Annotated in this window: 13 protein-coding genes; 5 read left to right on the top strand and 8 right to left on the bottom strand. The window is 66.0% G+C overall.

The features are described from left to right. Window positions 1–31 precede the first annotated feature (31 nt). Both MWU77_RS24970 and MWU77_RS15910 read right to left on the bottom strand, forming a co-directional pair. Window positions 32–2,623 carry a multicopper oxidase domain-containing protein gene (locus MWU77_RS24970; RefSeq protein WP_247274196.1) on the bottom strand — a complete coding sequence of 864 codons (2,592 nt, stop codon included), beginning with the start codon at window positions 2,621–2,623 and terminating at the stop codon, window positions 32–34. 118 nt (window positions 2,624–2,741) lie between these two features. Continuing rightward, window positions 2,742–3,764, bottom strand: coding sequence for an Rv2578c family radical SAM protein (locus MWU77_RS15910; protein WP_247274195.1), 1,023 nt, complete (start codon window positions 3,762–3,764; stop codon window positions 2,742–2,744). A 165-nt stretch (window positions 3,765–3,929) separates the two neighbouring features. Here MWU77_RS15910 and MWU77_RS15905 point away from each other — a divergent pair, with 165 nt between their 5' ends. Together MWU77_RS15905 and MWU77_RS15900 are read left to right on the top strand one after the other, a co-directional pair. Further along, window positions 3,930–4,268, top strand: a complete 339-nt coding sequence (locus MWU77_RS15905) for a type VII secretion target (protein ID WP_169688865.1) — start codon at window positions 3,930–3,932, stop codon at window positions 4,266–4,268. Beyond that, entirely contained in the window at window positions 4,265–5,491 is a 1,227-nt protein-coding gene (locus tag MWU77_RS15900) for a hypothetical protein (RefSeq protein ID WP_247274194.1), read from the top strand. Before MWU77_RS15905 ends, MWU77_RS15900 begins: the two co-directional genes overlap by 4 nt. Window positions 5,492–5,519: 28 nt before the next feature. Here the strand turns inward: MWU77_RS15900 and MWU77_RS15895 are convergent, their stop codons facing one another. From MWU77_RS15895 to MWU77_RS15885, 3 genes are read right to left on the bottom strand one after another with little or no spacing between them, the layout of a single operon-like run. Then, on the bottom strand, window positions 5,520–6,167 hold the full coding sequence (locus MWU77_RS15895) for a hypothetical protein (RefSeq protein ID WP_206040034.1): 648 nt from the start codon (window positions 6,165–6,167) through the stop codon (window positions 5,520–5,522). Then, on the bottom strand, window positions 6,154–7,428 hold the full coding sequence (gene hisS, locus MWU77_RS15890) for a histidine--tRNA ligase (protein ID WP_247274193.1): 1,275 nt from the start codon (window positions 7,426–7,428) through the stop codon (window positions 6,154–6,156). The genes MWU77_RS15895 and hisS overlap by 14 nt, the downstream gene beginning before the upstream one ends. A gap of 42 nt (window positions 7,429–7,470) precedes the next feature. Further along, window positions 7,471–8,154, bottom strand: coding sequence for an MBL fold metallo-hydrolase (locus MWU77_RS15885; protein WP_247274210.1), 684 nt, complete (start codon window positions 8,152–8,154; stop codon window positions 7,471–7,473). Between the two features lie 149 nt (window positions 8,155–8,303). Here MWU77_RS15885 and MWU77_RS15880 point away from each other — a divergent pair, with 149 nt between their 5' ends. The 3 genes from MWU77_RS15880 to MWU77_RS15870 all read left to right on the top strand — a co-directional run bounded on the left by MWU77_RS15880 (window position 8,304) and on the right by MWU77_RS15870 (window position 10,914). Continuing rightward, on the top strand, window positions 8,304–9,176 hold the full coding sequence (locus tag MWU77_RS15880) for a peptidylprolyl isomerase (protein ID WP_169688862.1): 873 nt from the start codon (window positions 8,304–8,306) through the stop codon (window positions 9,174–9,176). Then, window positions 9,176–9,949: a peptidylprolyl isomerase gene (locus MWU77_RS15875; RefSeq protein WP_169688861.1), complete on the top strand. Its 774-nt coding sequence runs from the start codon at window positions 9,176–9,178 to the stop codon at window positions 9,947–9,949. Before MWU77_RS15880 ends, MWU77_RS15875 begins: the two co-directional genes overlap by 1 nt. 152 nt (window positions 9,950–10,101) lie before the next feature. Continuing rightward, window positions 10,102–10,914, top strand: coding sequence for a peptidylprolyl isomerase (locus tag MWU77_RS15870; RefSeq protein ID WP_247274192.1), 813 nt, complete (start codon window positions 10,102–10,104; stop codon window positions 10,912–10,914). Between the two features lie 28 nt (window positions 10,915–10,942). Here the strand turns inward: MWU77_RS15870 and MWU77_RS15865 are convergent, their stop codons facing one another. From MWU77_RS15865 to MWU77_RS15855, 3 genes are read right to left on the bottom strand one after another with little or no spacing between them, the layout of a single operon-like run. After that, window positions 10,943–13,255 (bottom strand): bifunctional (p)ppGpp synthetase/guanosine-3',5'-bis(diphosphate) 3'-pyrophosphohydrolase, encoded by a 2,313-nt coding sequence (locus MWU77_RS15865; RefSeq protein WP_169688860.1) that lies wholly within the window; start codon window positions 13,253–13,255, stop codon window positions 10,943–10,945. Between the two features lie 55 nt (window positions 13,256–13,310). Continuing rightward, the gene (locus MWU77_RS15860; RefSeq protein WP_374229884.1) at window positions 13,311–13,868 is read right to left on the bottom strand and encodes an adenine phosphoribosyltransferase; all 558 of its coding nucleotides are present in this window, start codon (window positions 13,866–13,868) and stop codon (window positions 13,311–13,313) included. Beyond that, complete coding sequence (locus MWU77_RS15855) at window positions 13,865–15,628, bottom strand: ABC transporter substrate-binding protein (protein WP_169688859.1); 1,764 nt, start codon at window positions 15,626–15,628, stop codon at window positions 13,865–13,867. The genes MWU77_RS15860 and MWU77_RS15855 overlap by 4 nt, the downstream gene beginning before the upstream one ends.

Raw genomic sequence — 15,628 nt, 5'->3', positions numbered from 1 at the left:
CCCGCCGCAGACTTCTCGCCGTTCCCCACCGTCATTCGACGACGATCTTCCCCATCGCGCCGCGGTCACCGTCGAACATCCGATGGTTGAGGAACGTGTAGGTACCGGGTTCGAGAAACTGCAGTTCGACGAACCCGCCCTGCGCGACCGCGAGGTCGAGGACCTGCGAGCCCCCGCTGTCCGGATCGTCGGCACGCAAAAGATACGCACCTTCCTTGTAGACGGTGTCGAATTGGGCACCGACGACGTGGAAGGCGACTGTCTCGTTGGGGCCGGCATCGAGGACCCAGATGCGCACACGGTCGCCGGTCGCTGCGTGCAGCGGACGATGCACGTACTGGCCCGCAAATCCGTTGAACATCACCAGATCCGGATTTCCCGCCGCGACCTTTTCTGCGTCGACCTGCCCGGCGCCGAGGTAGGCATCCGACTGCACCATGAGGTACTCGGCATCGACCGGTCCGAGGCTCGGCGGGTCGATGACGACCGCACCGAACATCCCCGCGGCGATGTGTACCGCCATCGGCGGAGTCGCGCAGTGGTACAGCCAGATTCCGCTGTGCTCGGCCCGGAAGCGATAGATCAGCTCCTCACCCGGATTGATCGTGCGCATGGGCTCGTCGGGTCCGACCATGCCGGCGTGGAAGTCGACCGAGTGCCCCATACTTCCGTTGTTGACCATCGTGATCTCGAAGAGGTCGCCTACCTTCCCCCTCAGGGTCGGTCCCATCGCTCGCCCGTTGTAGGTCCACATGGTCTGCGGTACACCCGGAGCGTATTCACCTGGCACTTCGGTGATCTCGAAGGTGTAGCGATGTGTTGTGCCCACAGGTGCAGCCTCGAGCACAGGGTCTCGGGCCACGAAACCCTCGCCCGGGTCTGCAGCGAGGTCGATTGTCGGCGTGCCGCCTGCCGAGACGTGGCCGTGGCTCATCGCCTCGCCGTCACCATCGTCCGCGACGATGCGGAAGACCATGCCCTGCTGTCGATGCCCGACGATCGAACACCAGCCATCGATGTCGGCGCCGACGACACCCACTTCCAGCGTCGCGGCCTCACCCGGCGCGAGCCTGCCGGTGTTGTGGCCGGTCGCAAGAACAAGGTCGTGCACCTGATCGTCCGAATTCGTGACCGTGAGGACCAATCGGTCACCCGCAGGCACGTTGACGGTATCGGGGGTGAAACGCATCCCGATGGCCTCGATGTGAACCTCCGTCGTATTTCCGGTCGGAGTGACACCTGCCGAAGCGTCCTGCCCACCGATGCTCGCGCCGCCGAGACCTGAGAAGACAGAGAAGACGAGCGCGAGGCAGGCCAGCGCCGCGGTGGCCTGCAGGCCACGCTGATGTACGGCCGGGTCGTGCTCGGGTGGTGCCTGCCCCGCCATCACAGCTCGGCGGCCCGCCGCCGACGCCCTGGCACTGGTGATCATGATGGGCAGGAACATCACGAAGGCGAGCATGACGAGTGAGGTGACCCCGACTCGCATCCAGCTCGGGAGCGGCGCGAGGAACAACAGCAGGCCGGTGTTGATGACGACGATCCGCCAGATCCACCATCGGTTCATCTTGTCTACGCCTGCGCCGACTACCGCGGGTCCCCCGCCCATCAAGGTGGGCAGCAGGTGACTCATGACTCCGAACAGCAATTGCGCCGCGAATCCGGCCAGGAAGGGCACGGTCATCAGTGTTGCCCGATCCGGGTCCATCGGCCCGGTCGCGAGCACGATAGCCAGGGCGGCCAGCGACCCGAGCAACCACAGCATCGCCGCGGTGACGGACGCGGCAGCGAATCCGTTGGGTGGATGCGATAGCGCATCGCGCAACAACGGTGCTGCCACGACGATCCATCCGGCCAGGTAGGCCACGCAACCGGCCGCTGCGACGAGCGAGTTTCCGGTCAAGGCCCCGGCCGTGAGCACCGCGATACCGATGAGCAGGACCGCCAGGGCTACAGGGCGTCGTCCCGACGGCGCATCCGGTGCCCCGATCAGATTCGGGTACATGACGGTGAGCACTCCGGCTGCGGCCAGGCCGAGGAACCCCAGCAGGTTCATAGCCTGGTGAGCAAGGAGAAATCCGGCTTCGGTCTGCTCCGTGGCCCCGTAGGCCAGCACTGCGCCGAATCCGGCACCGAACGGCAGCATCGCCGACGACGCGACGAGAAACCACACGCTCTGCGCATGGCCGGCAGGCCGGTCCCCCGCCCGGGTCCTCTCCCGCTGTGCCCGCACGGTCAGCAAGAGCAGGGAGATCGCATGCCAGGCCACCATCGCACCGATGAGTACCGCTCCGGCGAGGGTGGCCGGGAACCATCCACCGACGACACCGACGATCGTGACGACGATTCCGACGTTGAGAGCATAGATCTTGATGAGCTGTGGCCCACGCTCGGTTTCGGCGAGGTGAAATCCCAGGAATCGTTCGGCAAGGGTCTGCGACCACACCACGATCGAGTTGGTGACTGCTCCCAATGTGAACAGATGCACGAGCAGCCATCGCGACTCCGGCAGGAACGGATGTGCGAGCCCGGCGACGATGAGTAACACGAGCCATACCCGCACGGGCAGACCTGCTCGCTGGTGCCAACTCTTGGGTCGCCGAACCCGTCTCGTGGTGGTCACGGCTCGATGGTAGGACCGTGGCGACGGTGAATACTACCTATTGTCGTAGCGCCCACACCGGTGATGCCGAAAGCCTTCGGAGGCGCGGGCCGAAAGTCTCTACACGCGCATCCGCATCTCAGAAAAGTGTGGGAGGACCGATCGTTTCACGCTCCCGGACGGGAGCAGGCAGGGCCGCGGTTCGAGGCGCCTTTCGTCCACTCCCGAGTCCGAACTGTTCGACGAGCGGATCGACTCGCGCGTCGAGCCAACGCATGTATTCCCTGCCCACATAGGCGCCTCGACCGTAGAGCCTCCGATATCGCGGCAGCAGAGCGGGATGCTCCGAACCCAGCCACGACAGGAACCATCCCCGCGTGGATCCCCGCAGATGCATCGGAATCACGGTCACTCCGGACGCACCCGCAGCTGCGAGGCCGGCGAACAGACCCTCGAGGTGCCGTCTCGAATCCGTGAGATACGGGATGACAGGAGCGACCATCACATGACACGACATCCCCGCGTCGGTGATCGCACGGATGAGATCGAGCCTCGCCTTCGGAGACGGCGTCCCCGGTTCGATCTGTTGTTGCAATTCGAGGTCGCCGATCGCCAGGGAGACCGAGAGACGGACATCGACCTGGCGTGACGCAAGCGTGAGCAACGGCAGGTCGCGTCGAAGGAGCGTGCCTTTCGTCAGAATCGAGAACGGAGTACCCGACTCCGTGAGGGCACCGATGACGCCCGGCATCAGCCGATACCGGCCTTCGGCACGCTGATACGGATCGGTGTTGGTGCCGAGCGCCACGTGCTGGCGTTTCCAGGACTTGCGCGCGAGTTCCCGACGAAGGACGGCCGCGACGTTGGTCTTGACCACGAGTTGAGCGTCGAAGTCGTGGCCGGCATCGAGGTCGAGATATTCGTGGGTCGGGCGCGCGAAGCAGTAGCGGCACGCGTGACTGCACCCCCGGAACGTGTTGACCGTGTACTCGAATGGTAGACGCGACGCCTCGGGCGTCTTGTTCAATGCGCTCTTGCACAACACCTCATGGAAGGTGATGCCATCGAATTCGGGGGTCTGCACGCGGCGCACAAGATCGGAGCGCCCGAGTCCGGGCAGCGCACCGTCGTCCACGTCCACCGCCAGCGTCGTCCACCGCATACACCACAGTCGAACACTAGTACGATACGATGTCAACAACCGCGTCGAATTGGTGTTCGATACACACTTTCACCCACCCGACAACTCGCTCCACATGGAGGCCCGGTCGCACTACCGGACACCTCGAGTTAAAGTGCTCCACACGTTGATATCGAGGGGGGTTCGATGAGCGGTTTGATTCCCGGTGCCGGAATCCGGGTGGTTCCCGATGGAGTACGACTGTACGGAAACACCAATCTTCATGCAGCAGAACAGGTTGCGCGGGCCGGATCGATGGATCTTGGAGCGAATGTCGCATCACTGAGTCCGGCAATGGGGTTGATCGGCGCCGACTTTCTCGCAGCGTTCGTCGCCGCACAGAGCGAACACACGCGCGCTGTGGGGCAACTGACACTCGCGTACGCATCCAACGGCATTGCGGCACATGAGGCTGCCGCCGCGTACGACGGCACCGACGCTGCCACCGCCGTCGCTCTCGCCCGCTCCGACCGGAGCCTCGCGTGAACGCTGTCGCGCCGATACCGGCGCCCGAGGTCTCACCCACCGTACTCGATGCCTTGCGCGCATCGCCGGTGGCGCCCGTGCTCGATATGCCGCTGCCACCGGCACCCGAACTGCCCACGTTCGCACCGCCGACGGCACCCGGGCCGGACACCATCAACGAACTGCTGCAATCGATTCCGATCCCCACACTGCCGGAGATCGACGAGCTGCTCCGCCCCATCGCCGAACTCGGAAACATGTTCGGCACCGGCATCTGCGGAGCCCTCGATCCCTCGGTCATCCTGGAACAGGGTGCAGGGCTGCTCGACGGTGCCGCCGCGCTCGGCCGATCGGCGCTGTCCGCCCTTCCCGAATCATGGGAGGGCACTGCAGCCGATACCACCGCCGAGCACTCGACCAGAGCACAGTTCGCGTCCTACGAACTGAGCGAGCGCGGCAACCTCATCGGTCAGGTGACCCGCGCGGCAACCGCTACCGTGGAGCGCGGAAACATCGAGTTGACCGGCATCGCACAGTCTTTCATTGCGTCCGCCGTCGCGACCGCGCCGGTGGCCATGACTCCGCCAGGTCAGGCTGCTCTTCTCGCATCGGCCGTCGAGCACGTCAGTTCTGCGCTTGCCGTCGTCGCACGGACCCGCGGAGAACTCACCGGGCACACAGTAGCGATGAATGCACTGACTCCGCCCATCCCGGTGCCTGCACCTGCCATGACATCGATGCCGCTCGATCCGAGTGGGTTCGCCACTTCGGCTTCAGGCGCGATACCGAAGATCGGTGAGATCTTCCCAAGCCCTGCCGGCGAGCCCGCCTCCACCCTGCCCACCTCGGCAGGAACGACGGGCGCAACCGCCACGCTCGCCACCTCGGTCACGTCCGGTGCCGGCGCGGCAGGTCTCGGAACAGGAAGCGCAGGTGCGGCATACAGCAGCGCCGCAGGCAGCTACGGCGCAGCAAGCTCCGGTGCGACGGCGATTCCGGCGGCCGGAGCACCTGTCGCAGCGGCCCCCACCTCCGCCGGCGCGGGTGCAGCCGGCAATGCAAGCACCGCCGCGCGCGGACCTGCCTTCGGTGGGGCCCCGCTGGGTGCAGCACACCGCGCCGAGGACACCGAACACCATCGCACTCGAGGGATTCTCGTCACCTCCGGGACCACCAGCGAGGTGGTCGGCGAACTGCCGTTCGTGACCCCCGCGGTGATCGGAGCCGTCGACGACCAGTGGTGATCCGTCCGGCAGGCATCACGAGGTGGCATCACTCGATGAGCGATGCCACCTCGTGGTCTGTCAGTGTCGTCTGAGGTACCCGTCCCGCGCCGCGCGCCAGTTCGACCGCGCGGTACAACGGGCGTTCACCGAGTCCGGCATCCCGCGCTTCGGCGCGTAATTGCTCGACGAGCACAGACGAGATCGCGGCCGCCGAAGCAAGTTCACTCGAGGCGAAGGCATCTGCCAACTTGCGTAGCGCGAAGATTTCGAGCTCACGGCCCCCGTCACCGCTGTACAAGGCGATCGGAATCATGATCAGGCTGTGCCTGCCGTCGTTGACGCGCACGATGACCTGCGACACCCGGCCCACACGCACCAGCAGTTCGATCCCCGCGAGGTGCTCGAGTTCGACCCTGCGTGATCGGAGCAGTCCGCTGGCTGTGATCACCGTTCCGTCGAGTCGGATGTGCCGTTTCGTGACTGCGATCGCACCGAGTGCCGGGACAAGGCCGACGACAGCGGCAACCAGGGCCGCGATCCACCACGATGCCACGAGCCACACGATCGCGCCCACGATCAGACCGACGAGAACAGCGAGCAGCGCAAGTCTCCGGGCGCGCGGAGCCAATAGCTGCGCGGGGATCAGGTCGAGTGCGATCGGCTTCGGCGCGTGCCGACCGTCAGGCGCGGTCAACTGCCTCACCCACGCGTGCGACGACGTCGGTGAGCGGCACTGTCTCCTGCTCACCGTTGCGGAGATCCTTGACGACGATCTCGCCGGCTTCGAGTTCCCGGTCGCCGAGGACCAGTGCGACGACGGCGCCGGACTTGTCGGCTGCCTTCATCGCGCCCTTGAGCCCTCGGCCGCCATAGGCCAGATCGACGCGGATTCCCGCGGCTCGCAGTCGGTGCGCCACCGGTACGAGCGCACCCTTGGCCGCATCCCCCATCGGAATGCCGTACACCTCGCACCGTGCGGAGGTGGCCGCGGTCTTGCCCTCTGCGGCGAGCGCGAGGATCGTGCGATCGACACCCAGCCCGAAACCGATGCCGGACAACGCCTGTCCACCGAGCTGCTCCATGAGTCCGTCGTATCGGCCTCCCCCACCGATGCCGGACTGAGCGCCGAGTCCGTCGTGTACGAACTCGAACGTGGTCTTGGTGTAGTAGTCGAGTCCGCGCACCATGCGGGGGTTGACGACGTACGGCACGCCGAGCGCGTCGAGATGTGCGCGCACCTCGTCGAAGTGGGCCTGCGCGCTCTCGGACAGATGGTCGAGCATCAACGGTGCACCAGCTGTCATCTCCCGAACCTCGGGTCGCTTGTCGTCGAGCACCCGTAGTGGGTTGATCTCCGCGCGACGACGCGTCTCCTCATCGAGCGGAAGACCGAACAGGAACTCCTGCAATCGCTCCCGGTACTGCGGTCGGCAGGTGTCGTCGCCGAGAGAGGTGAGCTCGAGGCGGAAACCGTCGAGGCCGAGGGCCCGGAAGCCCGTATCCGCGATGGCGATGACTTCGGCGTCGAGCGCCGGGTCGTCGATACCGATCGCCTCGACCCCGACCTGCTGCAACTGTCGGTAGCGCCCGGCCTGGGGTCGTTCGTAACGGAAGAACGGGCCCGAGTACGACAGCTTGACCGGAAGCTGCCCGCGGTCGAGACCGTGCTCGATCACCGCGCGCATGACGCCTGCGGTGCCCTCCGGTCGCAATGTGACCGATCGATCGCCGCGATCGGCGAAGGTGTACATCTCCTTGGTGACGACATCGGTCGACTCACCGACACCTCGCGCGAACAGCCCCGTGTCCTCGAAGATCGGCAGTTCGATGTGCCCGTATCCCGCCAACCGCGCGGCTCGTGTCAATCCGTCGCGTACCGCCACGAACTCGGCGGACTGAGGTGGAACGTAATCGGGCACGCCCTTGGGAGCCGAGAACGTGGAGGCCTTGCTCACTGTCGCTGCTTTCTCTCGTCGGAAGATTCGATGCTTACCGGGTCAGCGGGATCCGGTGAGACCGACCAGGAACGGGTTCGAGGTCCGCTCCTGCCCGATCGTGCTGGAGCCGCCGTGGCCGGGCAGAATCGCTGTGGTGTCGTCGAGCACCAGCAGCTTCGCGGCGATCGACGCGAGCAGTTGCTCATGGTTGCCGCCGGGCAGGTCGGAACGACCGATCGATCCCTGGAACAGCGTGTCGCCGGTCAGTGCGACGTCGAACTCGACACCGTCCGGGTTACTCGTGCGGGTGCGTAGGACGACCGAGCCCTGGGTGTGGCCGGGTGTGTGATCGACGACGAACGTCATGCCCGCATGCTCGATCTCGTCGCCGTCGGCGAGTTCGATCACCTCGTGCGGCTCGGTGAACGTGGTTCCTTCCAGCAGCGGAGCGAGGCTCGATCCCAATCCCACGCCTGGATCGCTGAGCATGTGGCGATCATCCGGGTGGATGTAGGTGGGGATCGAGAATCGATCGGCGATGGGCTGGGCAGACCAGACGTGGTCGAGGTGACCGTGCGTGAGGAGCACTGCGCGCGGCGTCATGTCGGAGCCGGTGAGGAACTCGATCAGAGGCTCCGCGGCGTCCTGGCCAGGGTCGACGACGACGCACTCCTTCGCGTTGTCCTGCGCAAGGATGTAGCAGTTCGTCTGGAACATCCCCGCGGGAAATCCGGTTACGAGCACGAGCATCGCTCCTACTGTGTGGGCATTCGTGGTCTCGTACAGCCTAAGCGCTGTGCCCTGACGCCCCGTTCTCAGGTTGGGGTGGCAAACTCGACTCGGCCTGAACGCGGGCACCAGTACATCGATCGGTTCACGGGAGGACAAACGCAGTGCCGAGCAATGCACAGCGGCGCCAGGCCGCGAAACGCAAACTCGAGCGTCAGCTCGAGCGCCGAGCGGAACGCGAACGTCAACGGCGTCGTCTGACAATCGGACTGTCGGCACTCGGCGTCGTCGTGGTGGTCGGCGCGGTCGCTGTCCTGTGGACCATGAACGGAGGTTCCGAGGACACGCCCCCCGAGACCGCAGCGACCGACACCTCCGAATCCGAGTACCCGGCACTGCCCGACGGCCGGGCCGAACCCCTCGCCGAAACCGTGAGCTGCGAGTATCCGGCCGATGGCCGCGAACCGTCGAAACCGGTAGAGCCTCCGCGCACCGAGGGGATCCTCACCTCCGGCGAGGCCAACACCGACATCAGCGTCAGTGTCGAGACATCGCAAGGCAACATCGGGCTGATCCTGCACAACGCCGATTCGCCGTGCACGGTCAACAGTTTCCTGTCGCTCGCGTCACAGAGCTACTTCGACGCGACCACGTGCCATCGGCTGACGACGTCCCCCAGCTTGCAGGTGCTGCAGTGCGGCGATCCGACGGGGTCCGGGTCCGGTGGACCCGGCTACCAATTCGCGAACGAGTTCCCGACCGATCAGTTCGCGGCCGACGACCCCGCATCCCAGGAACCGATGACATACAAGCGCGGCACCCTCGCGATGGCGAATGCCGGACCGGGGACCAACGGCAGCCAGTTCTTCTTGGTCTACGGCGATTCCGTCCTCCCGCCGCAGTACACGGTCTTCGGTGAAATCGACGAGACCGGGCTCGAGACACTCGACAAGATCGCGGCGAGCGGAGTTGTCGGTGGTGGCCAGGACGGCGCCCCGGCCCTGGAAACAACTCTCACGAGTGTGAGGATGGACTGATGATCCGATTGCGCACCACCGTTGCCGCCGGCGCAGGCCTGGCCCTGCTGCTGGCCGGCTGCGCCGACGACTCCGCGAGCGACACCACGACGACCACATCCATCAGTTCCGAGGCCGACCAGCCGCCCGCGTCGGGCGCACTGCCCGAGCGTCCCGCGGACGGCGACCCCGTCTCGTGCACCTATACACCGGACGGGCAAGCCGCCAAGGAGGTGACATCGCCATCCGACTCGGATGTGCCTGCTGCGGGCATCGCCGAGGTTTCGATGACCACGAGCGCGGGGCCCATCGGGTTGTTGCTGGACCGGGCCTCTGCACCATGCACGGTGAACAGTTTCGTTTCGCTCGCCGAGCAGGGCTACTTCGACGACACTCCCTGTCACCGGCTCGTGACGTCGCCCGGACTGCAGGTACTGCAGTGTGGTGACCCGACGGGCACCGGCACCGGTGGCCCGGGTTACGGATTCGACACCGAGTACCCGGAGAACTTCTACGCCAAGGGCGCACCGCAGCTACGTCAGCCGGTGGTGTACCCGCGCGGCACGATCGCCATGGCCAACACCGGACAGCCCGGCAGCAACGGCAGCCAGTTCTTCCTCGTCTACGAGGACTCGCAGCTGCCCCCGACGTACACCGTGTTCGGCACAGTCGACGAAGCAGGCCTCGCAGTCATCGAGGAGGTCGCTGCGGCAGGCGACGACGGTTCGATGTCGGCAGGCGGCGGCGCTCCGAATCGCCCCGTACAGATCGAATCGGTGAGCGTCTCGTCGTAGAGCACGGTTCCTGACAATCGGGGTGTTCCTCGCCGCCTCGGCGAGGAACACCCCGTCTTCCATGTCGGCCGCCGACACATCCGTCTGCGGTTTACGGAAAATTGACAACACCTCTATCGAATCGTGATTCTGTCGGCTACGCTACCAACTCTGTGATCTCTCCTACATCGATCGGCTCGTCCGGATTGCGCGGTTTCGCCGCCGCAGGCGTGCTCCTCGGTGCAACACTGACAGCCGGCTGTTCCAGCGGTACAGCCGCAACACCTCCACCCGCCACCACAACCCAGGCTCCCAGTCACGCACTGACCAGCGAAGCCGTGTCCCGTTACCCCCGCCTCCCCGAGACCCCTCCGGTGGATTCCCCCACGGTCTCCTGCACGTACACGACGTCGGGATCGGCTGCCCGGAGCGCGACACTTCCCTCGACATCCGCATCGACGACCGGCTCAGCGGGCGTAACGTTCGAGACCTCCATCGGCCGCATCGATCTCGTCCTCGACAGAGGCCGTGCTCCCTGCACGGTCAACAGTTTCGTCAGCCTGGCCCGACAAGGCTTCTACAACGGCACGTCATGCCATCGACTGGCCGACGAAATCGGTCAGCAGTACTACCAGTGTGGCGATCCGACCGGGACCGGCACAGGTGGGCCGGGCTACACCTATCCGGACGAGTATCCAGTGCAGCAGTTGACGGCACAGACCGCGACGGGAAGGCCCCCGCAGATAGTCGCCTACCCGCGCGGGACGGTAGCCGTGGCGGACAGCGGCAGAGCCGACACGAACGGAAGTCAGTTCTTCCTGATCACCGGCGACACGCTGCTGCGCCCCGATTACACGGCCTTCGCACGCATCACCGACGAGTCACTGGCACTCCTTGATGCCGCGGCGGCGACCGGTCACGACGCCAGCTCGATTCTGGGCGGCGGCGTACCGAACACCCCTGTGACGATCACGTCGGTGGGGTGACCGCTCGATCCGTCCCCGGGAACTACACCTAGGCCGCCGAGGTCACGCGGTAGACGTCGTAAACGCCCTCGACATTGCGGACCACGTTCAGCACGTGCCCGAGATGCTTCGGATCACCCATTTCGAAGGTGAATCGGCTCACCGCGACCCGGTCGCCGGTGGTGGTGACGGATGCAGACAGAATGTTGACCTTCTCGTCGGCCAGCGCCTTCGTCACGTCGGAGAGCAACCGATGCCGGTCGAGTGCCTCGATCTGGATCGCGACGAGGAACACCGATGACGGCGACGGCGCCCACTCGACCTCGATGATCCGCTCGGATTGCTCACGCAGAGAACCCGCATTCGTGCAGTCCGTGCGGTGCACGCTCACCGAGCCGGTGCGCGTCACGAACCCCATGATCTCGTCGCCCGGGACCGGGGTACAGCACTTCGCGAGCTTCGACACGGTGCCCGGCGCGCCCGGGACGAGGATCCCGGAGTCGCCGCTCTGCCGCGAGCGGGTGGGGATCGTGGACGGTGTGGACCGTTCGGCGAGTTCTTCTTCGACGCCGCCGACACCGCCGAGCAAGGCGACGAGGCGTTGGACGGCGTGGTGAGCGGAGACATGATGCTCACCGACAGCTGTGTAGAGCGCCGACACATCGGCGTAGTGCAGTTCCTTGGCGACCGCCACCATCAGGTCGGCGTTCATCAACCGCTGCAACGGTAGCCCGACCCGGCGGACTTCCTTCGCGATCGCTTCCTTGCCCGCTTCGAGTGCTTCCTCCCGGCGTTCCTTCGCGAACCACTGCCGGATCTTCGCCTTCGCCCGGGGAGAGACAACGAACGCCTGCCAGTCGCGGCTCGGACCGGCATTCGGGTCCTTCGAGGTGAACACCTCGACGACCTCGCCGTTCTCGAGTTTGCGTTCGAGGGCTACGAGTCTTCCGTTGACCCGTGCCCCGATACATCGATGTCCGACTTCCGTATGCACCGCGTACGCGAAGTCCACGGGGGTCGAACCCGATGGCAACGTGATGACCTCGCCCTTGGGGGTGAACACGAAGATCTCTTTGACGGCGAGGTCGTAACGCAGAGATTCGAGGAACTCGCCGGGATCGGCGGCTTCACGTTGCCAGTCGAGCAGTTGACGCATCCACGCCATGTCGTCGACCTCGGCGACATCGCCCGAATGCCGGCCTTTCGTCTCCTTGTACCGCCAGTGCGCGGCAATCCCGAACTCGGCGGTGCGGTGCATGTCGCGCGTCCGGATCTGCACTTCGAGCGGCTTCCCTTCGGGACCGATGACCGTCGTGTGCAGCGACTGATACACGCCGTACCGCGGCTGCGCGATGTAGTCCTTGAACCGCCCCGCCATGGGCTGCCACAGGGAATGGACGACGCCGACAGCGGCGTAGCAGTCGCGGACCTCGTTGCACAGAATCCGCATACCCACCAGGTCGTGGATGTCGTCGAAGTCGCGGCCCTTGACGATCATCTTCTGATAGATCGACCAGTAGTGCTTGGGGCGGCCCTCGACGGTGGCATCGATCCGTGACGCAGCGAGCGAGGACCCGATCTCGTCGCGCACCTTGGCCAGATATGTGTCGCGGGACGGGGCGCGGTTCGCGACCAATCGCACGATCTCCTCGTACTTCTTCGGATGCAGGATCGCGAACGAGAGGTCCTCGAGTTCCCACTTGACGGTCGCCATCCCGAGTCGGTGCGCGAGCGGCGCGATGACCTCGAGCGTTTCCCGAGCCTTACGTGCCTGCTTCTCGGGCGGCAGGAATCGCATCGTGCGCATGTTGTGCAGTCGGTCGGCCACCTTGATCACCAGCACCCGGGGATCACGGGCCATGGCGATGATCATCTTTCGGATGGTCTCGGCCTCCGCGGCGTTGCCGAGCACGACCTTGTCGAGCTTGGTGACACCGTCGACGAGGTGCGCGACTTCCTCCCCGAACTCCGAGGTGAGCTGTTCGAGGCTGTAGCCGGTATCTTCGACCGTGTCGTGCAGCAACGCGGCGATCAACGTCGTCGTATCCATGCCCAGTTCGGCGAGGATCGTCGCGACCGCCAGCGGGTGGGTGATGTACGGATCGCCGGATTTGCGCCGCTGGCTCGCGTGCCGTTCCTCCGCAACATCGTAGGCACGCTGCAATTGCGACAGGTCGGCCTTGGGATACAGCTCGCGATGGATCGTCACCAGCGGTTCGAGCACCGGCTTGACGGTGGTGCCGCGCTGACCGGTGATCCGGCGCGCGAGGCGAGCCCGCACACGCCGCGACGCCGAGCTCGACGCAGGTGTCGCTGCGGGTGCCGCACCAGCGCTCTGGGACTTGTCAAGATTCTGGGTCATCCCCGTTCCTCCCATCGCTGGCTCCGGAACACCGGCTTTCCGCCAACTGTAATCCTCAGAGACGCACCAGCGACGTCAGCGGGTAGCTTTCCAGGCGCGCACGTCCGCCGAGCGCCTCGAGTTCGGTCACCACGGTGACCCCGACGACGTCCGCCCCGACCCGCTCGAGCAGTTCCAGAGTGGCGCCGAGCGTCCCGCCGGTGGCGAGGACATCGTCCACCACGAGAACTCTGCGCCCACGCAACGACGGCGACTCGTCGGGAATCTCGATGGCGGCCGTACCGTACTCGAGCGTGTACTCACACGTCTGCACCGGTGGCGGCAGTTTGCCTGCTTTGCGCACGGCGAGCACGCCCACACCGAGTTCGCGCGCCATCCCACCGCCGAGCAGGAAACCGCGGGCATCGATCCCGGCAACGATCTCGGCGTCCGGTGCGGCCGAGGCCAGCGCCGCGACGACTGCCGCGTACGCCGGGCCGTGAGCGAACACCGGTGTGAGATCGGCAAAACGAACGCCGGGGCTTGGAAAATCGTCGACCCAGCGCGTGTGGGCCGTCACCGCAGCAGCGGCCTCTCGGAGCAGGTCGGGATCGGCAGTGCGTAGAACGTTCACCCGGTAAGTATCCACCGATCCATATTCCAACCCGCACCTGCTGCCGTCGGATTGCTGAGCGCGGCGTGCATGTTCGGGGCGAATCCGATGGTGCGCGGCTGCAGGAACAGCGGCAGTGTGGGCATCTCGTCCCACAGGATCCGCTCGCCCTCCTCCACGAGCCCCAGCACCGTCGCATTGTCCCCGGCCACGAGGAGACCGTCGAGGATCTCGTCGATACGCCCGTTGGCGTAGCCGCCGATGTTGCTTCCCGCACGTGAATGCAGTGCGCCACGTGCACCTTCCATGTCGGCCCGGCCGCCTGCCCCCGACACCCCGGCGGTCCCGGCGAGCACCGCGTCGATCTCACCCGCACCGAGCTGCGACGGGACGAACGCCTCGGCCCCCGCGTCGACGACGTCGATGCCTGCATCACGGCACGACTGCGCGATCAGTTCGACAGTGCGCGCGCGACGCATGTCCGGTGCCGTGTATCCGATCCGCACCTGGATCCGCTCCTGCCCCGAACGGTCACGCTCAGAACGCGCCGCGTCGAGATCCACCGTGCCGAACCGGTCGGACGGCCCCAATACGAGTGGATACAGTGGCGAATCCGTCGGGAGCAATCTCGACCCGACGAGACCCGATCGTTCGTCGTCGGTCGCAGCACCGAGTTCGTCGAACAGTTGCTGCCGCGGCACGCACGACGCCAGTGCTCGGCGAGCTGCGGGATTCTCGAAGACCCCATTCGTCGCGAAGACGAGTTGTTCGAGGTTGCGCGAGGCCGAGGTAGTCGACTCCACCGTCTCCCCGAGCGCCGAGATGTGCCCGAGCGCTCCGTCGGCACTGTCGACGACCTGGACCCGTCCGTCCTCGGCTGCGGCCTGCGCGGCGGTCCCTCGGGGCCACACGACGATCCGGTCGGTGCCGGGCGGATTACCCCACCACCGGTCGTTCGCTACGAGGACGAGCCCCTCGTCTTCGGTGTATGACTCGATCCGATACGGCCCGGACGACGGCAACAGAGCCGGATCCAGAGCTCCCGGTGTCAAAGCCCACCCGGTGTTCCAGAATTCGGCGATCGGCCGGACCGCCTCGACGTCACCGCCGGTCAGGACACCCACCAGGTCGGTGACCCCGGAAGCCCGCGCTACGACGTGGGAAGGCATCAGCTCGGTGGCACCGAACAGCGACTTCCAGTCGGCGTCTCCACGGTCCGGACGGAACACCACGGTCGCGTCCTTGGAACCAGGTGCGCAGTCGATGCGCTCGATGTCGGCGTAGCCGCCGCGGAGCGCCGCATCGAACAGATCGGTCTCGGTACCCGACTCGTCCGGCGCGGTGAAACGCCCGCTGGCGGCAGCCCAGGTGAGCACAAGGTCGTCGCATGACATCGGCACACCGTCGGAGTAGACGCTGCCGGGCGAGAGCCGGTACTGGACGGTGAGCTGGTCGCCCGGGATCACCGTTGCCGTACCGATGTCGGTGTCGGCGACGACGCGGCCGGCCGGGCCCACGTACCCGAAACCGGGCAGGACCCTGGCCAGCGCCTGCCGGGCTCCGGAGGCAGCCCCGTCCACCGTATTCGCGTTGTACGAGGTCACTGTGTTGTCGATCATGTATCCGATCGACGGCAGCGGCTCGTCTTCCGTGCTGCACGCCACGGTGGTCACGGCGGCCGCGGTAAGTGCCGCGCCGACCGCAACCAACCTCCGGAGGAGTCGGCTGCGTCGCTGGTGGGGTCGCTGGTGGGGTCGCTCGTTGCTTTCGCTCGCAGCCAT

Source organism: Rhodococcus sp. F64268 (assembly GCF_023015605.1).
GTDB lineage: Bacteria > Actinomycetota > Actinomycetes > Mycobacteriales > Mycobacteriaceae > Rhodococcus.
This window is presented reverse-complemented; position numbering and strand designations above follow the sequence as displayed.